Source organism: Xylanibacter sp. (assembly GCF_057607445.1).
Genome location: NZ_DBLZAX010000008.1, coordinates 50,700 through 72,724, shown reverse-complemented (window position 1 = coordinate 72,724; position 22,025 = coordinate 50,700). Strand labels below are relative to the sequence as shown.

Here is a 22,025-nt window from a genome sequence, read left to right as displayed (position 1 = left end):
ATTACTTGCTATCTTACTGATACTTGTTTTTTGAATATTGCGACCAGCTCTGTTGCCAGTCAATTTGTTGATTGCAAATTCAGGTAATTCATCCATATGTTTATTGCGTTTAGTCTCATCTTGTAGTTCAAAGATGATAAGTTTATGTTGGTAAAGTTAGACAAAAATATTTTAAATTAGAAGAAATTATAGACATTTTTTTATTTTTGGTCAAAAAAAATAATATAATGTAAATTGACACTTAAGATTTTCCGTCAGTTTGTGTCCTCTTTTTCTCTGTTATTTTAACTATTTCAAATTATTTCATTGTTTTGACAAAAAGGAAGTTTATATCCTATTATACAATTAATTTTAATTGCATGCTATAACACTTATGTATATAATCTTTGAAAAGAATGTTATTTTGCAAGAATAATAAATACACGTTGTTATCATTATGTGCAGTAATATTAAATAATTGCATGTTTTATTACGTATTTTTGTCCTTTTTGTCGGAATTATAATAAATAGTGCTTGAATTAGTAAAATGATATGATTTATGTCAATACAATAATGATGAAATCTGCTGCAAACATATAATTTATAGTATTTCATTTTTTATATACCTAATTCTTGTTTCTGAATTAGGATAGATGTATGAAAATACTAACTAATTTTATAGACCGACATGAATAGAAAACTATTCATGTCGGTCTATAAAATAGCTTTTTTAAAGAATTTTTTGTTGTAGTATGAATTTGCAGTATATAATGCTGCTGCAGGATTGTTTCCTGTGACACGGTCTTTAGTTACAAGTGTTGTTACATAGGCGTTGGAATATTTATAAAATAGGCTGTCGTGACCAACGCATAATCCGATAACAACATTTAGATTTGTGTTGGCTTGATTGAGCAAGCGGGCTTGTAATATAGGATTGCACATAGCAGCACCGATATTTTCACATTCAGAAGGTATTCCGACCGACGTTTTAGACTGCCCGGCAACTTTACAAATAACAGCAAATGGCTCAAATCCATTTGCGCGCAATATCTTTGCAAAGATACGTGCTTCATTAATTAAACCGATACAGTTGGCTATGCCGATACGTTTTGCATTTATTTTATGTGCAAATTCCATAATTTCTTGCACTCTTGTCCATTTGCAATACCCTTCATATTCTACTTCGGCACTTGCAATCATTATGGCTTTATTGTTGGATTCCTCATATTTTTCCAATGCCCATAACCTGTCGCTTTCATCCAAATTTGTTGTAAGACAGAATTCTGGATATGTACGATTTTTATATTTGCAGTTTTGTGTGCCGCAATCCACGCAACTATGCTCATTATTTATTCCTTTTTCCATGCTGTCTATATATTTAAATTTTGCTGATGGCAAAAGTACATTATTTATTTCGTATCTATATCATTATTTTGTAATTTGTTTGAACATCAATACTCGATAATAAATATTTTCTGTACATGTATTTTTTTGCTTATAGTCCGTATTGGATTGATAATATGCTCATCCCGTTTCTTTGATCTATTATGATATTTGCAACACACTTTTTCCTTAAATATCATAATGACAATAATAACGTGCAGTTGCTTTCCATCTGATTTCCTATAAAGCTCTCAGATTGAGATATTTGAAAATATAAATCATTTGTTCTGTAAAAATCGTCTTTCTATGTGTGCATAAGCAAGCGTTTGATTTACAGAGGATTATATGATTTTATGAATTTATGTGCAATAAAATGAGCCTGATATTATGCAAAAATGACCTTATTTTAATATGAAAACTTGCCTATGTACACCATTAAAACTACTGAATTGAATCATAAAAGTGGCTGAATTGCATTATAAAAGTGTGCCATTTATTTAATAACGTAAATATATTTTACCTAATCAGCATATTTTAAGGTTCTTGTTTTTCTAATTTTGCAGGAATTTATGACAAAACGAGAATGACATAATGACAGTAAAAACGTCGTCTCATGTATCAAAAAGAAAATTTAAATTTAGTTTCTGTATTGAAATTAATGTCTGACACTACGGTAGTCCCACGTGATATATTTTTGAGAAAGCTTTCCTATCTTACCTATGACTCTTTTCTCTTGCTTAATTATTTCTTTGGGCCAGCCGTCATAGAAATAGTCTATTGAAAGATAAGTATTATATAGTAAATCATCTGATACCTGCTTATCAAAATTTTCATCCATATCCTCTTTAACCTCATTAAATTTATCTTCATCCAAATAAGCACTGGCCACCCCTTCGATTATAGCCTTTATGTCATCTTTCGGAATGTAATTGTTAACGTCGACCACGATTCTGTAGTCATAAGTTTCATTGTTTTCCGAAACAGACACATAGGAGTCTGTTTCATAATCATCTTCAGTGGCATCTGAATGATTTGTTATACTGACGATGTTATATGTCGTCCCGTGATGTTTAAACATCAACTCAAGTTCATCTATATATCCTTGTACAAGTCTATCCGCGTCAACATCTTTTAATAAAGTTTTAAGATCAATACCTGCAACAGCCAAACTATCAATGATAGACATCTCTTTAATAGTTTCCATGAAAAGCTGCTTTGACTGCTTTTTTATCTCATTAAGGTTATCATATTTGATAATTTTGCCATATATGTCTGTCCTGAATTTTATGGTTGTGCCTTTTATTGCTTCTTTATATTTATTAAGTGCCTCATTTAGGAGATTTTGTTTCCATGAATCTTTAACAGAATCAGTTTTAAAGTCAAGAAAGGAATATTCCATATCATATCCCTTCTTGGTGGAGTCTGTTACGGTTATCATAATTTTAGTATTTATTCCGGCTGTCTTTATTGTGTCACCTTTTCTTATATCCCATGTGCTCTCATTTATCCAATATGTCATGGTGTCATTTTTATTAAACCATGCGATTACCGACACTACGGAGTCTTCATCCTGTGCTACAGAATCTTCTCTTTCATCTGCAAGTCTTTTATGTGGCATAGATGTGAAAGAGAATAGCATTGCCATAGTTCCGATAATTATAAAGAAGAAGAATATTCTTCTGACTATAAAATTTATATGTGAGGACGTTGCATATTTTTCCGTCGATTGCAGTATTTTACTTTTTGCTATGTTCATCATGGAGTCCGCTTATTAATTTCTACAAAGATATGATTAAAATTTATTTTTAGCAATAATAATGATAATTTATTGGATCTGATGTGTATTTTTATTCATTAAGTACATTTTATACTTTATATATGTTGCCATACCGTCTGTTATTTCTTGATATAGCCCATTATCTTGCAACATTCTGTATAAAAATTTTATAAATTTCAAATGAACAATGATATTCTTGTAAAGAACGTTATTTGCAAATAATGAAGATATAAAAAGATATTGCAGGATATGCACAAACATATCCGGCAATATCTTTAAATTGTAATTATAGCTTGCCTGCATATTCCTCACATCCTTTAATCATCTTATCGAGCTGAGCCATTCTTGTAGTTTTCTGCCCTGCATTGAAAGTGGTGTAATAGCTCATGGCGGACTTGAAATATTCAGCTGCACATTCCCATTTGCTGTTAAACATATAGCAGAAGCCAAGCCTGTAGTATATGTCGCCCTTTTCTTCATTGCAGCAAACCAGCAGTTTCTTTTCGTATAAAGGAATTGCTTTTTCATACTCGTTAAGCATGAAATGGCTTTCAGCGGCAACATTATAATAGACACTTCTCTCTGCAGGCGAATATACATCGAGCTGATTTATCGTTTCATCAAGATAACTGCATGCTTTTTCATAATCGAATTCATGAAAGTAGCAGACGCCCAAATATGCCTTGAACCTAGGATTTAGATTATACTTTTCATCAAGCTTTTTCAGTAGCAACAACGCCTCATGATATTTTTCACCTGCAAAATAGTCTAAGGCACGTTCCAATATTTTTGAGTCTGATTTGTTGCTTTGTCCGACAGCATAATGACTTTGCAATGTTAGTAATGAGAATATCAGAATCAGTAAATATCTCATTTTGTATAAAAGTCAATCAAGTTGGTTAGGGCATTACGGCAGACGATGCAAAATTCAGGATTTTCGTTTGTGCGCATTCTGCAGTCCTGCACGCCTCGGTAAACACCTTTGAGACTATAACCGGCCCCTTCAAATAGTCCGACCCTGTTATGTATTATTTGTGGATCTGTACTTTCTGGAGTTGGGGTAGGGGTTCCTGGCTTTATCAGGTTCTCCCATTTGCCGTGAAAGTCTTTCAGTGTGGTGATATTGGGTTCCCATGGCTCTACGTCATGAGGATACATCGGTATCTGTTCTTGCTCGTAAGCATACTCGTCGCCAAGACCTCCGAAACTATGGCCAAACTCATGTACAACGACCGGTTTGAATTGTTTGTGATGTGTCATTGACAGAACATAAGAGTTGAGAATACCGCCGCCACCATATTCGTTTGTATTTGTCAATATGATGATATGCTCATAAGGGATGCCTGCAAGCCAATCATGGAGTTCTTTAATATTTAAGGTCGTAAGATATCTGTTACTGTAGAATGTGTCGAAATGAGAGTGCAGTGCCGTATTCTTCCATATACCCTTTGAAGGTTCGCTTGTTCCGCTTTCCTTTGATTCTGATTCTACCGCTACTATATTAAAACACTTACGTTTAGACTTAAAAGGCTCATGGGCAAAGAGTGCTTCTGTGGCAATATTTACATCGTTGAGAAAAACATTCATCTCATCTTTTGTGTATCCTTCGGCAACAAATGCAATATGGATACATTTGGTTGTGTCAGCTGCCTGCTGGATAACTTTATATGGAGTTATATCATGCTCACCAATGTGCCTTATAAGTATGTCGGAAGGAGCAACTGTGTGTGTAAACGTAGCACTTTTTTCACGCCTGTTATTATATAAATCAACTGTAATATCGATGGTATCCTTGGGCATTGGTACAAGGAAAACATTCTCAAATGATTTGCTTGTAGTTTTTGCCTCATCATATGACAGCCATTCTTGAAACAGGGTAGAGAAGGAGTTTCTGTATATGATTTTGTCCGAATTATGTGGCCTGACTGTTATTTGGCCATTGCCTTCAACGGGAACCTGGGCTAACCTTTGCCTTTTGCCATACCATCGTGGCATAGTGTTTAGTTTGTCTAGACTTATAGTCTGTTGCTTTGCGTTGCCTGAAAATATATAATCTATTCTCAGGGTCTTATCTGTAAAATACTCGTCAAATGTCTGACAAAATCCGTTCGTGGCACAGAATAGGAGCATTGACAATATCGTTAAAATATTTACGCTATATTTTTTCATAATATATTATGTAAAAAGTTTATATTCAATCAATTAAGTTGTTTCGTCTGCAACTTTCAGAAAGGACATTCTTTCATCAATTCCTTCACGTATCCGCGTGTCCAGTCTTTGTCGTGCAGTCTTTTATCGCCATATAGCAGGATGTCAATGTCAATCTTTACAATATTCTTGTCTTTCTCATCATTTTTCCTGCCACAGATACATTCAATTTCTTTTATGCTACGTTCCACTTCATCAAGTCCGCATGAAGTATAGGTGAACAGCATGCAATTAAGAAATTTATCCGATTCTATGTCTATAGGATCGGTCCACATCTGTCTGCTGAAAACTATATCGTTTTTGGCGAACATCTTGTTTAGCAGCGATATTGCTTCTATGATATTTCGCTCCTGATCGTAATTGCTTCCAAGCGACAATATCAGTTTCTTGTTCTCGGTCATGAGTTTGAAATATTGTTGACGTGCTGTGAGCATACACTTTAAATGCACGCTTTTGTTTCACAAGACACGCAAGTTAATCATAATTGCAAAATTAATGTAATTTTGACTAAAAGCAAAATAAAAGAGAACTAAAAGACATTTTGTGTTTATGCCGGAAAATATAAAATATAAGAAAGGATGCATAAGAACAAATATTTTTATGAAATCAGGCATGTAACATGCTAATCATATCTGATTCCGAATTGCAATTTGTACTTAGCCTAAAATTGCCAAATCTGTTTTTATTTATTGCTCTTATGCATCCTTGCTTTTAAAATTCAAATGATGCTTTGATGTTTATCTGCCGTCCGGTAAGGTAATTAGGTACGGCATACTGTTGATTGGTTACGTCTGTAATCCAATAATATGAATTGACGTTATTTATACCCAAAAGATTAAGACAGTCAATACCGAGCCATATATTCTTGAAAATAGACTTGCGGTCACCTTTCTCATTGTTCAAAAGCCTGTAACTCATACCGATATCTGCACGCTTATACGCTGGGGCACGGAAAGGCTGCTCGTCAAGTTGTCTGTGAGGTGCACCGAAAGGAAGACCATCGGCAAATGCCAATTTAAGTGACATCCGCCATCTGTCTGTTCCAGGGAAGTAATCGGTAAAGAATAGATTTAACGAATATCTTTGGTCTGTTGGCAGAGGTATACTCTTTCCGTTAATATTTATTCTGGTGTTCATTAGCGAAAGGCTTACCCATGAGTCTGTACCAGGTACAAATTCTCCGTAAAGTTTTAAATCAAGTCCCATGGCATGTCCACTGCATTGCTGGCTGGCATCGTACACAATCTTTACGTTGTCTACTGTGTAAGGAACAAGATTCGACAAGGCCTTATAGTAAGCTTCTGCTGTAAACTTATACGGACGATCCTTCATCTTGAAGCGATAGTCAAAGCCTGCAATAAAATGAATAGAGCGCTGGCTCTTTATCTTATTGTTCAGAGTGGCGTATGTTATTCCGTTTATAGTTGTTGTGTCTCGGAGCTCCTTGTAGAATGGTGCCTGATAATAGATACCCGTGGCAAATCTCATTGTTACGTCATGATTGAATGCCGGAACTATACCTAGAGATATTCGCGGACTAATGATGCTTTCTTTATTAAAGTTCCAATGACTAAATCTTATTCCGTAATTAAGCGTAAAGAATGTATGTTCACCTTTGCTGCTGAAACGCCATGTGTCTTGTATGTAAGTCTCCAGTCTGTTTGCATCAAGCGTATTTTTCGCTTTTAGAGAATAAATCATATAAAGATCTTCACCCGTGTGAGGGATGCTATAACCGCTTGAATCACGCATTTCATATTCCTTGCTGTCTTCAGTTATATTTTCTATTCTGTAAGTCAGTCCGGCTTGGATGTCATGCTTCTTTGTCTTATGTTCAAGAGCAAACTTTATGCTTTTGACAGTCGCTTTAAGGTAGTTGCGTGCATGCTCCATATATGTACCAACGCCAAGGTTTTCGCTCGTTTCTGTCTGTGTTAGCCAATACTGGCCTTGTATGTCATATCTTTCTTGCTCATTAGTATGAAAAGCAGATGCGATAAGTGATAACTTTGTTTTCTCGCCAAACTTTCTTGATATACTCAATGAACCGAAATATGTGCGGAATACGTCTTTTTCCTGACCATCGAAGAACACCTTGAACGATTTGACATTCTCCATTGTGCCAAATTTTGTTTCGCGGTCTTCTGGATAAAAGTTATAATGGTTTTCTGAGATGTCACCGATAACCTCTATCGACCAATTTTTTGTCGGTTCATAAGTAAGATACGTCTGATAATCTAGGAAGTTAGGCTGATATTCTCCTTTTGTATCAAGTGAACCAAGAAGATATTTGTTTGTCTTGTATCTGATGCCGTTGCTCCATGAAAACTTCTTTGTGCTAAAGCCAACAAATGCACTGGCGCCAAGAAGATTGGCTGCAACGTTAGCTTCAAACTTCTTGGGCTTCTTGTATTTTATATCAAGAACAGACGACATCTTATCACCATATCTAGCCTCGAAACCACCTGTTGAGAAGCCAATTGATTCAACCATGTCAGGATTGATTATTGACAAACCTTCCTGTTGACCACTTCTTACCAGGAAAGGCCGGTAAATTTCTACATTGTTAATATATACACTATTCTCATCAAAGCTTCCACCTCGCACGTTATATTGTGAAGAAAGCTCACTATGTGTGGATACACCGGCTTGTGATTGAATAAGCTCTTCAACGGCATTACCTGTAACGCTTGGAGTATTCTTTATATCCTTAGTTTCAAGCTGTTGGGTGCTTCCGGTCTGCCTCTTTTTTTCTGTGACAGTTATTCCGGCGAGTTGATTATCGTCATATAGCTGAATCAGAAGAGTCTGTTTTCCTCTTGGACGTCTTAATACTCGCGTTTTTGTCTTATAGCCAACCATGGAGAATCTGACAACAACACTGTCAGCTGAGCGCAGTTGTATCGAGAATTCTCCTTTCAGATTAGTCATTGTCATTTTTCCCTGCTCAATAACAGAAACAGTTGCCAATTCCACAGGACTCATGTTGCTGTCAGTAACCTTTCCCTGCAGGGTGAACGTCTGTGCCTTTATGCTTATAACGCATAAAAGCATCAATAATGTTATATATAATTGTTTTATTTTCATCTCGTATATAACGAGGATTGTTCACGATTATTGTTTTCAGCAGGTATGATTATTCTCTGTATGACCAAGAAAGAAGCTTGTTAATCCATTTTATTGAACATCTGAACCATCTGTATGTACCGACAGGTTTACCTCCGAAACTTAATATGAATTCTCTAAAATTATTTCTTTTGAACGGCAGTCCTACGTCCATGAAATAAATATGATTGTACCCTTCGGCATATGCATGTCTTATTGCAGTCCAAGCGGTTATTGCATTCGTTCGTTTCGTAAAGAAATTCTTTTTAGCTGCAAGATACCACATATAACAATTACTTTCTGAATAAACACAAATACACCCGCCAACCATTGTGCCCTTATGCGTAGTGGTAAACAGATTGCAGCATCCGTTATTCAGCATTTCACGAAATAATTTTATGTCAGGTATATATCTTCTGATTTTTATTGAAATATAATTTTTCAATATTTTGAAAAAATCGTTTAGCTCTTTGTCCGTTGTTGATATATTCGTCTTTAATCCGGCTCTGTTTGCATTAACAAGTAATTTCCTCATTTTATATGTGAGTCGTTTTTCTGGTTTCATGCTATGCAGCGAATTGTGTATTTCCATCCAGTGAACAGGGAAAAAGCCATTATTTCTGAATTTGCTGTATCCAAACATTTTTGTACTGAGGTCACTGAATTCAATATAAAGGCAAAGAGCTTTGCGTAATTCTCTTGTGATGCTTTTCAGCATTTCGCCAAATATCTCTTCTTTATTATTGCAATCAGGAGAATATTCGCCTTCGCCATACGCTCTTCCCTGTGTAAAGAGATATGGCGGAAATAATGAACCCCTGCGCCTTAACATTACAAGCATGTGTGCAACGATATTTTCTTTATCATATGCAATGACCATATATGGTTTTTGACCAGGGGTCTTTTCTATGATTTTAAACATTTCGTCGCTGTGAAACAATTTTTTGCATTGCATTGGCGGCAAGTTCTCACTTTTTGAAATAATGACGATTTTTATTTCATTCATACCGCAAAAATAATAAATCTTTTCTAAAAATCAATAAGTTATGTCTTGATTTGAATTATAAATGTCTAACTTTGCAGACCTTTAATAAATCAAATGCATTTACATAGATGAATAGTTTTAAAGAATTAGTTCAGAAACGACGTAGTTACAGGAATTTTACCAACGAAGAAATAGACTCAGAAGATGTTAAGCTGATATTACGCGCAGCATTGATGTCACCAACTTCAAAGGGGCGACGTTCGTGGCACTTTATTGTCGTAGATGATAAGATGGCAATCGAAAAATTATCTGATGCGAAAGACATGGGTGCAAAATTTCTTGCAAAATCGTCTTTGGCAATAGTCGTATTAGGTGAGCCTTTACAGAATGACTGCTGGATTGAAGATGGAGCTATTGCTGCTTTGGCAATGCAGCTTCAGGCTGAAGAACTTGGATTAGGCTCTTGTTGGGCACAGATGCGCGGACGTGGCTTGTCTGACGGAACATCTGCCGATACTGTAATCCGAGGTATTTTAGATATTCCTGAAAATTACAATGTTTTATGCGTTGTGGGATTTGGCCATAAAAATGAAGACCGTGCCTTGCAAGATGAAGAGGCTCTAAAATGGGAGAATGTGCATATAAATAAATTTTAATGATGAAAATTGTCTTTATTGGTGCCGGTAATCTTGCAACGAATTTAGGAAATGCCCTGCATAGTGCCGGCAATGACATATTACAGGTGTATAGTCGTACATTTGAGTCTGCTTCAACACTGGCAACTGCTTTAGGCGGGGCTCCAGTGATAAATATTGAAGACGTAACAAAGGATGCTGACGTTTATATAATTTCAGTAAAAGATAGTGCTATTGCCGATATAATACCTTTGTTGTGTAACGGGCGCGCCGATAAGATATTCTTACATACATCAGGTAGTGTTCCTTTGGATGTGTTTAAGGGTATGGCACAACATTATGGAGTTCTTTATCCAATGCAGACATTCTCAAAGACTAAGTTATTAGATTTTAAGAACATACCTTTCTTTGTTGAAGGTGTTGATGATTTAGCCTTTGAAACATCCCATCATTTAGCAGATAGCATATCTGAGCGTGTGTATATCCTGTCGTCCGAGGCTCGTAAGCATTTACATCTGGCAGCCGTTTTTGCTTGTAATTTTGTAAATCATTGCTATGAAATATCTTCAGAACTTTTGGGTAAACATGATATACCATTTGATGTAATGATGCCTTTAATTGAAGAAACTGCAAACAAGGTTCATCATATGAAACCGGATAAGGCACAGACTGGGCCTGCTGTTAGATATGATCAGAATATCATCAGAATGCAGTCTGAAATGTTACGAGATAATCCTATTTTCAAACAAATATATGAATGCATGAGCATAAGCATACATCATGTGGCACAGAAGAAAGGAGATAATAAATGATTAATTATGATTTAAAAAAGATACGTGCAATAATATTTGACGTGGACGGAGTCTTAAGCGCAGAAACAATACCCCTTCATTTATCAGGTGAACCTATGCGCACAGTGAACATAAAAGACGGATATGCTATTCAGTTGGCAGTAAAACAAGGTCTGCGTATAGTAATACTTACAGGAGGAACCACACAAAGTGTACAAATACGTTATGAGCGTTTGGGGGTAACCGATATATTTATGGGATGTTCTGTTAAAATAAAGGTGTATAATGAATTTCTGGCTAAATATGACTTAAAAGACGAAGATATTTTATATATGGGTGATGATATACCTGATTATGAGGTTATGTCACGTTGTGGTTGTCCATGTTGTCCGGCAGACGCTTGTGCTGACATCAAGTCTATAAGTAAGTATATTAGCAATTATAGAGGAGGGTATGGCTGTGCCCGTGATGTAATTGAACAGGTTCTTAGGGCTCAGGGTAAATGGCTTGATAGTGCTGTTGCCTTTGGATGGTAATTTATGAATAATGTTATGAAAAAGGATTATCATATAATATTAAGTAGTAATAGTCCAAGACGAAAGGAACTCTTAGCCGGGCTAGATCTTGATTTTGACATACATGTAATACCAGGTATTGACGAATCGTATCCTGAAGATATGCCAGTCATGGAAATTGCTGAATATATTTCAACAAAAAAGGCAGAAGCATATAAAAACATAATAGAACCAAATAATTTGATTATTACAGCAGATACAGTTGTAATATTAGGTGATGAGGTCTTGGGTAAACCTAAAAACCTAGATGACGCAAAACGTATTTTACATGAGTTGAGCGGAAAAGTTCATCACGTGGTTACAGGTGTGTGTCTTACGTCTTTGGTTAAGCAAAAGCATTTTTCCGTTGTAACTGATGTTGCATTTAAGTCATTGTCTGATTCAGAAATCAACTATTATGTTGAGCATTATAAACCTTTAGATAAAGCCGGTGCTTATGGCATCCAAGAATGGATAGGATATATAGGTGTTACCTCTATTAAAGGCAGTTATTTTAATGTCATGGGATTACCTGTACAGAGAATATATAAAGAACTACAGGAATTTTGATTTACCGGGCATGATAGGAATATACTACGAATTTTGCTCTTAATCAGTGTCTTTCTTGTTTTTTATGTATAAAAGCAATAACTTTGCAAAAAAAATATTTTAATTAAATGGATTCAGCAGAATTATTTAGATGGGTACTTGAGAATTTGAACTATTGGGTTGTAACAGTATTTATGGCAATAGAAAGTTCTTTCATACCCTTTCCATCTGAGGTGGTTGTGCCCCCAGCAGCATGGAAAGCAATGGCAGATGATAGCATGAATATTTTCATGGTTGTTGTTTTTGCCACTATAGGTGCAGATCTTGGTGCATTGGTTAATTATTATCTTGCACGTTGGCTTGGCAGACCAATTGTCTATAAGTTTGCCGACAGCCGTTTGGGGCATATGTGTTTAATAGACCGCGCAAAAGTTGAACACGCTGAGATGTATTTTCGTCAACATGGTGCAGCGTCAACATTCTTTGGCAGACTTATACCAGCAGTTCGTCAGCTTATCAGTATTCCTGCAGGCTTGGCTGGAATGAGGCTAGATCATTTTTTGTTGTATACAACGCTCGGTGCTGGAGTATGGAACTCCATACTTGCTCTGTTGGGATATTTGATTTATCGCTTTACAGACTTAAAGACGACAGCAGATGTTTATGAACGTGCAACACAATATAGTCATGAGATTGGATATGTGCTATTAGGGCTGGCTGTAGTTGTTATTGGCGTATTGGTATATAAAGGATTGAAGAAGAAGTAAGTATTACAGATATAATTGATTTGATATGCTACACCATATTTGTTTAGTCCGCAATAAGGTGTAGCATATATTTTTATATTTATTCGTCCCTAAAAAGCCAATTTTTGCAAGATATTGTTCTGACACAGTATCTCGCATATTTTTTGAAACATGCACCAAAGGGTTTTCATTTCTCTTTTGAAGTTATAAACCACTGCTACCAGAAAAACTTCATGGTATCTCACATCCACCTTTATAAGGGTTGTGGTTCAATCTGTAATATGATTTCAATTGACTTATTATCTGTTCTGTACAAATACGCCTGTATAAAGAATTTATGTTTTTATCAATTTTTGATAAAAACACTCTGATTTTTTGGGATATCCAGACAATAATATTTAAAAATCTAATAGGGTTTATATTTATTGGGTTAGAAAGTAAAGAAAACAATCTTCAATAAATAATTAAAAGTGGAGAACTATTTTTAATCTGATTTCGAGCGGTAAACGAGGCTCGAACTCGCGACCCCCAGCTTGGGAAGCTAGTGCTCTACCAACTGAGCTATTACCGCAAAGAGCCGATACCGGGACTCGAACCCGGGACCTATTCATTACGAATGAATTGCTCTACCAACTGAGCCATATCGGCATTCCTTTCAAAGCAGTGCAAAGGTAATATTTTTTTATGTATTAAAGAAAAACCAAGATAACCATTTTTAGCGTTTTAACTTATTTTTAATTTATAAGTTTCTCTTTTAAATATATTCCCGTGATACTTGATTCACATTTTATGCAATCTTCGGGAGTTCCTTCAAAAATAAGTTTTCCACCTTTATTTCCTCCTTCTGGTCCTAAATCTATAATATTATCTGCACATTTAACGACATCCAAATTATGTTCAATTACAATCACTGAGTGCCCATGTTGTATAAGGGCATCAAAAGCTTTTAGTAATTTTTTTATATCAAGAAGATGAAGACCTGTTGTAGGTTCATCAAAAATAAATAAAGTTTGTTCACATTTCTCTTGGCTAAGAAAATATGCTAATTTTACACGTTGATTTTCTCCACCTGATAGGGTAGATGAACTTTGTCCTAATTTTATATATCCAAGACCGACATCGTCTAAAGGCTTTAATTTGTTTGCTATATTAACTTTATTATTCTTTGTAAAGAAATCTATAGCCTCTGTAACTGTCATATTTAAGATGTCGAAGATATTTTTGCCAGCAAACTTTACATCTAAAACATCTGATTTAAATCTTTTACCATGGCAACTGTCACATACTATCTCCAAATCTGCCATAAATTGCATTTCTACAGTAATTATTCCTGTGCCTTTGCATGTTTCACATCTTCCACCTTCAGCATTAAATGAGAAATATTGTGCTGTGAATCCCATTTGTTTTGCCAAAGGTTGTTCCGCAAAAAGTTGTCTTATATCATCAAAAGCTTTAACATAAGTAACAGGATTTGAGCGAGAACTCTTCCCAATAGGATTTTGATTAACCATTTCCACATGTTTTATTTCAGTCCAATCTCCATCTAAAGAAGCAAATTCTCCTGGAATATCTGCTACTTCATCTAATCTTCGTTTTAAGGCAGGGTAGAGTATACCCCTAATTAATGAAGATTTACCCGAGCCACTCACTCCTGTAATGACATTTAAAATGTTTAAAGGAATGTCTACATCAATCCCCTTTAGATTATTCATTCTAGCTCCCCTGATTATTATTTTTTTATTCCAAGAACGACGTGTTTTTGGGATTTCTATTTTATCCGTATTAAATAAAAATTTCAGTGTATGACTATTTGAATAATTCTCTAGATCGCTATTTCTTAAATTTGCCGGGTTTCCACTGAAAACAATTTCTCCGCCATTAGCACCTGCATCGGGTCCAAGATCAATCAGATAATCAGCAGCTTTTATAATATCTTCGTCATGTTCTACGACAATTACAGTATTACCTAGTGATTGTAATTCTTTTAAGACATGAATAAGCTTATATGTGTCTTTACTATGAAGACCAATACTAGGTTCGTCTAATATATATAGCGATCCCACCAAGCTACTTCCAAGAGCTGTTGTTAAATTAATACGTTGGCTTTCACCACCACTCAAACTATTAGACGCCCTGTTTAATGTTAGATATCCTAATCCTACATCTAACAAAAATTGTAGTCTGTTATTAATTTCAGCTAAAAGTCGCTTACTGATTTTTTTCTCTGTTTCATTTAGTTCTAAATTGTCAAACCATTTTTTAAGGTTGTCAATGGACATTTCTACTAAATTATTGATACTTTTATCACCAATCTTAACATAATGTGCTTCCTTTCTCAATCTAGTACCTTTACATTCAGGACATATTGTTCTCCCTCTATATCTACTCATCATAACACGATATTGGATCTTATACTGATTCTCCTTTACCATTTGGAAGAAAGAATCAATACAGATTTTTTCTTCTGTATTTTTATTTTTTTGTGACGGTAAGCCATGCCATAACCAATCTTTGTGATTTTGTGACAGATTATAGTATGGTTCAAAAATAGGGAAGTTGTCTTTTGCAGCAAGATAACAAAATTCATCTTTCCATTTTGCCATTTTTTCTCCATGCCAACATTGTACGCATCCTTCATACACACTTAGCGATGGATTTGGAATAACTAGTTTTTCGTCAATTCCTATGACATTACCGAAACCTTCACAAACAGGACAGGCTCCAAATGGGGTGTTAAATGAGAACATATTATCATTAGGTTCTTCAAAACGTATTCCATCTGCTTCAAACTTATCAGAGAAATCATAAGAAATATATGATGGGATAAATACGAGTCTGCATGCTCCGCTTCCTTCAAAAAAAGCAGTTTCTAATGAATCGTAGATTCTCGATAACGTATCAGAATCGTCATTTACAGATAGTCTGTCAATTAATAAAAATGATTCGTCTTGTGATATTTCTATATTAGACTCTAAAATATCTTCAATTCTGTAAAACTCGTGATTATGATAAATACGTGAGAAGCCCTGCTGAAGATATATTTGAAGTTGCCTCTTTAGTGTATATTGTTCATTTATATGCAATTGTGATAATATTACAAATTTTGTACCTTTTGAAAAGGACATTATACAATTTACTACATCTTTTAATGAATGTTTTTTTACCTCTTTGCCCGTTATAGGCGAATAGGTATGCCCAATCCTTGCATAAAGCATTCTTAAATAATCGTATATTTCAGTGCTGGTACCTACTGTAGAACGCGGATTACGCGTATTAACTTTCTGTTCAACAGCTATTGCTGGAGGCAAATTGTTAATATAATCAAAGTCTGGTTTATTCATTCTGCCTAGAAATTGCCTTGCATATGACGAAAGACTTTCTACATAGCGCCTTTGACCTTCTGCATATAGTGTATCAAAGGCTAATGATGATTTGCCAGAACCCGAAACACCTGTTATAACAATAAACTTGTTATGAGGAATTTTTAATGAAATATTCTTTAAATTATTTACTCGTATATTTTTTAATTCAATATAATTAGTCATAGATTTATTATTTTATATTTATCATAATGCCGATTAGCGTAATTTATCTTACTTTTAAATAATCACCAACTTTTATGCTATAATCTGGTGACAATTTATTCATCTTATAAAGACTAGAAAGTCTAATACCATAATATTGCGCTATAGAATACATACTTTCACCGGCTTTAATTCTATGCGGTCGGTTTTTATATATTTTTTCGGCTTTATTTTGTTTCTTTTTCAAGTAAATGATTTCTCCTGGTATTAATCTGTCATTTTTATCTCTTTCGTTGTATTTTGCCAATTTCTTATATGAAATACCAACTTCCTTTGAAATGGATCTGAATGTATCACCCTGCCTTGCTTTAAGATAATAGTTCTTATTATAAATATGTATAGGATGCAATTTTGTATCTGGTGAAATGTCTTTCACTTCAGCCATCTCGACCATGAACTTATCATACTTTTTAGCATGATCGTATTTATGTAGCTTATACAATTCGATAATTCCAATAAGTTTTTTTGCATAGTTTGGGTTCGTAGCATATCCACACTTTTTTAATCCATGTGCCCAACCTTTATAGTCAGTTCTTTTAAGTGAAAATAGTTTTTTATATCTTGGTTGGCGTGCCAAGAATTTGCTATGATCCTCATAACTTTCGTATGCGTCACGATACGCTCTAAAACATTCCTGTTTTTCATCATCATCATGGTATGTTGTTGCTCCGAGCCAATCATGACATTTTATACCGAAATGATTATTCCCTTTTCTTGTAAGCTCACTCATTCCAGCCCCACTCTCAAGTAATCCTTGTGCAAGAGTAATACTTGCAGGAATATTATATTTCAGCATCTCTGAAATAGCCAGATCTTTATATTTATCAATATAAGCTTGATACTTAGAGTTCCACCTCATTTGAGCATTAAGCACAACACTTGTCAATGTACATAAAAAAAGTATCAAAAATCTCCCCATCCTTAATATCTTGTTATGAATTTATATAGGTTCAAATTAATGCAAATTTAAGCCATTTATATATCTTTTCAAAATTTTATTAGATAAAATTCTATAATACATTTATCTTAAAGACAAAATAGAATTTATAATTCTAAAATAGATTGATGTATGTAATCAATTTAGATTTTCTACTATAATATACGCTAATATATTATATATTTGTTTATCGACCTCTAAACTCATGTGGGATATGCCCTCTTGCACCAGGACCTATTGACATGCCTTCTGGTCTGATTCTTCTTTTGGGGTCATCGCCTTGTTTTCCTCCAAATACGTTCATACGATAAACAACATGTAACATTGCATAACTATTTATACTATTATATTTTGTATCGCTTTTTTGTACAGCAGTTATTACTCGGCTGAAATTGCTTTGATTATGTAAGATGTCATAAAATTGTAGAGAAATAGTCAATGGCTTTCCTTTAAGGAATCCTTGACTAATTTGAGCATTCCAAATTAATTCATTTGTATTCATGGAATTGTCATTAAATCCTCTGCGACTATTTTCATGTAAATCGGTAGATAGACTAGTTCCCCAAGGTAAATATATATTTAATGAACCTCCGTATGAAAACTGCCATGTATCAAGATTACTTTCACTTTGTAATAAATTCCGTGAATGAGTATAGTTTAATGAACCATCTAGCATGACTTCAAGCCAATCATTGCGATAACTAGTGCGCAGTTGTTCATTAATTTGTGATGTGCGAGTTATATTTTTTTGTGAATTAGAATTATTATCTAAAGCAAGATATCCAACATAATTATTATAGGATATATTAGTAAATGTATTAATATTCCATTTCCCAATAGAATCGATTGCAGTGTTAAACATGAATGCTCCTGAAATGTTCCAATTTCCATTTATATTTTCTGGTCGCGTTATGCGTCCTCCGGTTTTCTCGTCATAAGTAACCATATTACTAATACTATTACGTGTATTTTGGTAATTAATGTACGTCATTATAGCTCGTTGATGATTCTGTAAATATGTATTATAAAATAATCTTAGTGAATTGGTGAACGATGGTTTAAGACCAGGATTTCCTTTTGTGACATTTAAAGGGTCACTATCGTCTGTAATATCCATAAGGTCTGTCATATTAGGTTGCGTTGTTGTACCCCTATAATTTATTCTCAAATTACTCAACTTTGAGAAACGATATCTGAAATCTAATGTTGGACTGACATTAACAACGTTTCTTATTGTATCTGTATATATGCCTTGGTATTTCTGAATGAAATGTGTAGTTTGTGGCTGTGCCATGAATCCAATATTCAAATTGTATTTTTGTCTAATAACTCTCAGCATTATTTGCAAATCATGAATGTAGTTCTTATATTCTGAATACCTACTTAAATCTGGATCCAGATAGCTGTCAAGTGGATTCTCTAACAGTCTTAGATAATTATTCCATCCTCTATATTCATTAATAACATTATCAAAGAAATTCTCACCTAAATTACTGAAATCAAAAGTTTCCCTATCACTTTTGTTATAGTTATAAGTAAATTTATAGCTAAATTGCAAAAACATGGTCTTAAATATTGGTTCACTATAAGTTGCTTGAATATTATAGCTAAGTGATTTTGTTGGAGTTAAATTATATCTATTTGTTTGGTATACCGAATCAACTCCTGAACTATTTTTTATCTGATATAAATGTACATTTGATGTACTTAAACTTTTGCTTTTATTATCATTATAAGTAACGTTAGTACGCAATGTTACATTTCGACCTTTAGAATTTAGTTTTCTGTTAATTTGCAACATTATACCTAAACTTTTATTTTCAGAGTATGTTATAGAATTGTTCTTCCTTGTATTCACCATTAAACTATCTTCTGCCATTTGTAATATTGACTCAGGAGACAACGGATTAGTAACATATAAATATGGATCATCATTATATGAGGCACTTGTTGATAATGATAATCCATCACTTGTTGAATACTTAATAGTAGGACGAAACATAATATTGGTCATCGTATCAGGCTTCCATTCCATTCTCAAACGAGCATCCCAACTATTACTTCGAGTATAATTTTGATTAAAGCTATTTGAAAAAGAGCCGATGTTACTTACGAAATTTTCAGTTGATTGCTCTGTTCTGACGTCACCATTAGAATGATTCCATCTAATACTACCATCTAAAATGAATATCTTATTACGATTATAGTTAAAATTTGCGCCCATCATTTTTGAGGAATTCAACCCTTGGAGTCCACCTCCAAAATGTCCGCCTCCACCTCCTCCTGGGAAGCCTTTATCATTAGTATTATTGGCATTTCCCATAAGCATCACTCTTGATTTATCCTTAAATAGGGCACCCATCAATCTTTCGGCATATCTATTATGCGTTCCTATCGATGCATCTGCGTTTCCTATTAGTCCTTTATTCATTCCTTTCTTTATTCCAAAGTCTAATACAGTTTGTTCTTCACCATCATCTATGCCAGTGACTTTAGCCAAATCGCTTTTCTCGTCATAGGTTTTAATCTTGTCTATAATAGATGTTGGTAAATTTTTTAATGCAGTTTTAGTATCTCCGGTCATAAACTCTTTACCGTCAACAAGTATTTTTTTTACTTCTTTACCGTTTACTGTAATTTTTCCGTCATCGTCAATCTGAGCGCCTGGTAATTTCTTTATCAATTCTTCTACAACAGAACCTTCTGGAGTTCTATATGCAGAAGCATTGTAGACAAAAGTATCTTCTTGAACTGTCACAGGCGGCGCTTGACCTATGACAGTTGCTCCCTTTAACATAATTGCATCAGCAGAAAAGGTAATATCACCTAATGCTATATTTTTCTCAGTTGAAACATTTAGTGTTTTTGTCAATGGTATATATCCTACACATGTAAATTTTAGAATATAATTTCCTCTTTTAGGTGCAGTTAACTTAAATTTACCATTTTCATCACTTAAAACACCAGAGATATAGGTGCTATCCTGTGTCAACATTTGTACCGTAACCATCATCACGCCTTCCTTTGTATCGCGGTCTATAATCTTTCCTGTTATAGTGTTAATTTGAGAAAAAACATCTATTGATGAAATTATCAATAGGCATAGTAGAATTATCTTCTTTTTCATTTTTACCTTATATTTTATTGTCTTAGACGTTAAATATAATTATTGGTTTAATCAACAATATATTAAAAGTTGAATAAAAATTTTCATTTAGAATAAATTTGACTAACTTTGCAACACATATAATGTCTTTATGATTATGAAACAGAGTATTATAATATCTAAATGCTTAAATGCTGAACTTGATTTTCATATTAAATCTTTCAATCCCGATAAAGTTTTTATAATCGTTGATAATATTACGGAGAAATTTTGTTTGCCAAGAATTAGTGATATCCCATCACTTAAGAATGCCGGTATTATCTCAATATGTTCTACAGACAATAGTAAAAACATAAACTCGCTTACTCACGTATGGAGATATTTAAGCGAACAAAAAGCTACACGATATTCTCTAATTATCAATTTAGGTGGCGGTATGGTAACAGATCTTGGTGGATTTGCAGCCTCGACATTTAAACGGGGCCTCAAATTTATTAACATACCTACTACCCTATTGGCTATGGTTGATGCTTCCGTTGGTGGTAAAACTGGAATAAATTTTAACGGATTAAAAAATGAAATAGGGGTTTTTAATAATTCTGATATAGTAATTATTGACACAAATTTTTTAAAAACGCTTGATTCCGAAAATATTTGTTCTGGATATGCAGAAATGATAAAACATAGTTTAATTAGTAATGAAGATATCTGGAGTAAATTGCTTACATTTGATATTTTAGCGCCAAATCTTAATGATTTATCATATCTTCTTGAGGATAGCATAAAAATTAAAGAAGAAATTGTTAAGAATGATCCATATGAAACCGGTATGCGAAAAGCGCTTAATTTCGGGCACACGATAGGTCATGCATTTGAATCACTTTCAATGATAAAACAATCTCCGATATTGCATGGCTATGCTGTTGCCTATGGTATGATTTGTGAACTTTATCTTTGTACAATTAAGGTGGGATTCCCGATTGAAAAGATGCGTCAGACGGTTAGTTACATAAAACATATTTATGGAATTTATGATTTTAGTTGTGACGATTACGAAGTCTTATACGAACTCATGAAACATGATAAAAAAAATACAGCTAATACTATTAATTTTACATTGTTAGAAAATATTGGAAAAGTAAAAATTAATTTCACAGCATCAAAGGAAGACATATTTGAATCATTTGATTTTATAAGAGAAGGCCTATAAAAAATTGTTAGCAAATTCTATATCCTGATGTATCAAAGACATAAAACAATAGGCCTTTACTCAAATTTGAGGACACAGTCCCAAATTTTGTGTAAATGTAAACAGGATTCAGTTGTAAGTTACTTCTTATATCTGGATTCTGTTTTCAAAAATTAGTATAAACTGATTCATAATCAATCCCCAGTTATGAATAGGCTGTGTCCATTTCTTCTCAATCTCCACAAGTGAAAGAAAGATGGTCTTTTCACGGGATAGTGTTTCACTGAGTGTGTCTGATGCAAGTTTGCCTTAGAAGTGATGATGCAAAGTTAACAGACAATTTTGTATTTCATATCAAAAAAGTGAATTTTATGTTGTAGCTGGACGAGGGACGGGTTCTGCTGAGGAGCAACCCTTCAGCAACATGGCTACGCCTATACTGATTGCAAGAACTATCCTGGAGTCGTCATGGTGGCGACTCCTTTTTTGCTTTCAGG

Annotated in this window: 16 protein-coding genes and 2 tRNA genes; 6 read left to right on the top strand and 12 right to left on the bottom strand. The window is 34.2% G+C overall.

From position 1 onward, the window contains the following. Positions 1–693: 693 nt before the first annotated feature. From ACZMIG_RS07730 to ACZMIG_RS07700, 7 genes are all read right to left on the bottom strand, one after another. Entirely contained in the window at positions 694–1,344 is a 651-nt protein-coding gene (locus tag ACZMIG_RS07730) for a DUF1847 domain-containing protein (RefSeq protein WP_487889408.1), read from the bottom strand. A 673-nt stretch (positions 1,345–2,017) separates the two neighbouring features. Next, the gene (locus ACZMIG_RS07725) at positions 2,018–3,121 is read right to left on the bottom strand and encodes a hypothetical protein (RefSeq protein ID WP_487889407.1); all 1,104 of its coding nucleotides are present in this window, start codon (positions 3,119–3,121) and stop codon (positions 2,018–2,020) included. 304 nt (positions 3,122–3,425) lie between these two features. Further along, entirely contained in the window at positions 3,426–4,013 is a 588-nt protein-coding gene (locus ACZMIG_RS07720; protein WP_125104298.1) for a tetratricopeptide repeat protein, read from the bottom strand. Further along, positions 4,010–5,308, bottom strand: a complete 1,299-nt coding sequence (locus ACZMIG_RS07715; RefSeq protein WP_125104297.1) for a M64 family metallopeptidase — start codon at positions 5,306–5,308, stop codon at positions 4,010–4,012. The genes ACZMIG_RS07720 and ACZMIG_RS07715 overlap by 4 nt, the downstream gene beginning before the upstream one ends. Before the next feature lie 56 nt (positions 5,309–5,364). Next, the gene (locus ACZMIG_RS07710; protein ID WP_302698855.1) at positions 5,365–5,781 is read right to left on the bottom strand and encodes a 2-amino-4-hydroxy-6-hydroxymethyldihydropteridine diphosphokinase; all 417 of its coding nucleotides are present in this window, start codon (positions 5,779–5,781) and stop codon (positions 5,365–5,367) included. 277 nt (positions 5,782–6,058) lie between these two features. Beyond that, on the bottom strand, positions 6,059–8,434 hold the full coding sequence (locus ACZMIG_RS07705; RefSeq protein ID WP_053398581.1) for a TonB-dependent receptor: 2,376 nt from the start codon (positions 8,432–8,434) through the stop codon (positions 6,059–6,061). Positions 8,435–8,483: 49 nt separating this feature from the next. Then, complete coding sequence (locus ACZMIG_RS07700) at positions 8,484–9,458, bottom strand: GNAT family N-acetyltransferase (protein WP_418874434.1); 975 nt, start codon at positions 9,456–9,458, stop codon at positions 8,484–8,486. A 107-nt stretch (positions 9,459–9,565) separates the two neighbouring features. On the opposite strand from ACZMIG_RS07700, the gene ACZMIG_RS07695 reads away from it, so the two are divergent. The 5 genes from ACZMIG_RS07695 to ACZMIG_RS07675 all read left to right on the top strand — a co-directional run bounded on the left by ACZMIG_RS07695 (position 9,566) and on the right by ACZMIG_RS07675 (position 12,733). Continuing rightward, positions 9,566–10,093: a nitroreductase family protein gene (locus ACZMIG_RS07695; protein ID WP_125104295.1), complete on the top strand. Its 528-nt coding sequence runs from the start codon at positions 9,566–9,568 to the stop codon at positions 10,091–10,093. Between the two features lie 2 nt (positions 10,094–10,095). Next, positions 10,096–10,884, top strand: a complete 789-nt coding sequence (locus tag ACZMIG_RS07690; RefSeq protein WP_418874437.1) for a Rossmann-like and DUF2520 domain-containing protein — start codon at positions 10,096–10,098, stop codon at positions 10,882–10,884. Further along, entirely contained in the window at positions 10,881–11,399 is a 519-nt protein-coding gene (locus ACZMIG_RS07685) for a KdsC family phosphatase (protein WP_021853492.1), read from the top strand. The genes ACZMIG_RS07690 and ACZMIG_RS07685 overlap by 4 nt, the downstream gene beginning before the upstream one ends. 15 nt (positions 11,400–11,414) lie before the next feature. Beyond that, positions 11,415–11,987: a Maf-like protein gene (locus ACZMIG_RS07680; protein ID WP_288950066.1), complete on the top strand. Its 573-nt coding sequence runs from the start codon at positions 11,415–11,417 to the stop codon at positions 11,985–11,987. Between the two features lie 107 nt (positions 11,988–12,094). Next, a complete protein-coding gene (locus tag ACZMIG_RS07675) occupies positions 12,095–12,733 on the top strand; it encodes a DedA family protein (protein WP_021853489.1) in 639 nt (212 codons plus the stop codon). 477 nt (positions 12,734–13,210) lie between these two features. Here the strand turns inward: ACZMIG_RS07675 and ACZMIG_RS07670 are convergent. From ACZMIG_RS07670 to ACZMIG_RS07650, 5 genes are all read right to left on the bottom strand, one after another. Next, positions 13,211–13,283: transfer RNA gene (locus ACZMIG_RS07670), tRNA-Gly, on the bottom strand. A 4-nt stretch (positions 13,284–13,287) separates the two neighbouring features. Continuing rightward, positions 13,288–13,360: transfer RNA gene (locus ACZMIG_RS07665), tRNA-Thr, on the bottom strand. A gap of 86 nt (positions 13,361–13,446) precedes the next feature. Next, the gene (gene uvrA, locus ACZMIG_RS07660) at positions 13,447–16,257 is read right to left on the bottom strand and encodes an excinuclease ABC subunit UvrA (RefSeq protein WP_021853488.1); all 2,811 of its coding nucleotides are present in this window, start codon (positions 16,255–16,257) and stop codon (positions 13,447–13,449) included. A gap of 43 nt (positions 16,258–16,300) precedes the next feature. Further along, the gene (locus tag ACZMIG_RS07655; RefSeq protein WP_418874426.1) at positions 16,301–17,155 is read right to left on the bottom strand and encodes a glucosaminidase domain-containing protein; all 855 of its coding nucleotides are present in this window, start codon (positions 17,153–17,155) and stop codon (positions 16,301–16,303) included. Positions 17,156–17,420: 265 nt separating this feature from the next. Continuing rightward, a complete protein-coding gene (locus ACZMIG_RS07650; protein WP_302698858.1) occupies positions 17,421–20,360 on the bottom strand; it encodes a TonB-dependent receptor in 2,940 nt (979 codons plus the stop codon). A 136-nt stretch (positions 20,361–20,496) separates the two neighbouring features. Here ACZMIG_RS07650 and aroB point away from each other — a divergent pair, with 136 nt between their 5' ends. Further along, positions 20,497–21,549: a 3-dehydroquinate synthase gene (gene aroB, locus ACZMIG_RS07645; RefSeq protein WP_021853485.1), complete on the top strand. Its 1,053-nt coding sequence runs from the start codon at positions 20,497–20,499 to the stop codon at positions 21,547–21,549. Positions 21,550–22,025 lie beyond the last annotated feature (476 nt).

Coding starts and splice junctions, on each gene's coding strand:
- ACZMIG_RS07730 (WP_487889408.1), bottom strand. CDS start 1,344: ATGGAAAAAGGAATAAATAATGAGCATAGTTGCGTGGATTGCGGCACA.
- ACZMIG_RS07725 (WP_487889407.1), bottom strand. CDS start 3,121: ATGATGAACATAGCAAAAAGTAAAATACTGCAATCGACGGAAAAATAT.
- ACZMIG_RS07720 (WP_125104298.1), bottom strand. CDS start 4,013: ATGAGATATTTACTGATTCTGATATTCTCATTACTAACATTGCAAAGT.
- ACZMIG_RS07715 (WP_125104297.1), bottom strand. CDS start 5,308: ATGAAAAAATATAGCGTAAATATTTTAACGATATTGTCAATGCTCCTA.
- ACZMIG_RS07710 (WP_302698855.1), bottom strand. CDS start 5,781: ATGCTCACAGCACGTCAACAATATTTCAAACTCATGACCGAGAACAAG.
- ACZMIG_RS07705 (WP_053398581.1), bottom strand. CDS start 8,434: ATGAAAATAAAACAATTATATATAACATTATTGATGCTTTTATGCGTT.
- ACZMIG_RS07700 (WP_418874434.1), bottom strand. CDS start 9,458: ATGAATGAAATAAAAATCGTCATTATTTCAAAAAGTGAGAACTTGCCG.
- ACZMIG_RS07695 (WP_125104295.1), top strand. CDS start 9,566: ATGAATAGTTTTAAAGAATTAGTTCAGAAACGACGTAGTTACAGGAAT.
- ACZMIG_RS07690 (WP_418874437.1), top strand. CDS start 10,096: ATGAAAATTGTCTTTATTGGTGCCGGTAATCTTGCAACGAATTTAGGA.
- ACZMIG_RS07685 (WP_021853492.1), top strand. CDS start 10,881: ATGATTAATTATGATTTAAAAAAGATACGTGCAATAATATTTGACGTG.
- ACZMIG_RS07680 (WP_288950066.1), top strand. CDS start 11,415: ATGAAAAAGGATTATCATATAATATTAAGTAGTAATAGTCCAAGACGA.
- ACZMIG_RS07675 (WP_021853489.1), top strand. CDS start 12,095: ATGGATTCAGCAGAATTATTTAGATGGGTACTTGAGAATTTGAACTAT.
- uvrA (WP_021853488.1), bottom strand. CDS start 16,257: ATGACTAATTATATTGAATTAAAAAATATACGAGTAAATAATTTAAAG.
- ACZMIG_RS07655 (WP_418874426.1), bottom strand. CDS start 17,155: ATGAGGTGGAACTCTAAGTATCAAGCTTATATTGATAAATATAAAGAT.
- ACZMIG_RS07650 (WP_302698858.1), bottom strand. CDS start 20,360: ATGAAAAAGAAGATAATTCTACTATGCCTATTGATAATTTCATCAATA.
- aroB (WP_021853485.1), top strand. CDS start 20,497: ATGAAACAGAGTATTATAATATCTAAATGCTTAAATGCTGAACTTGAT.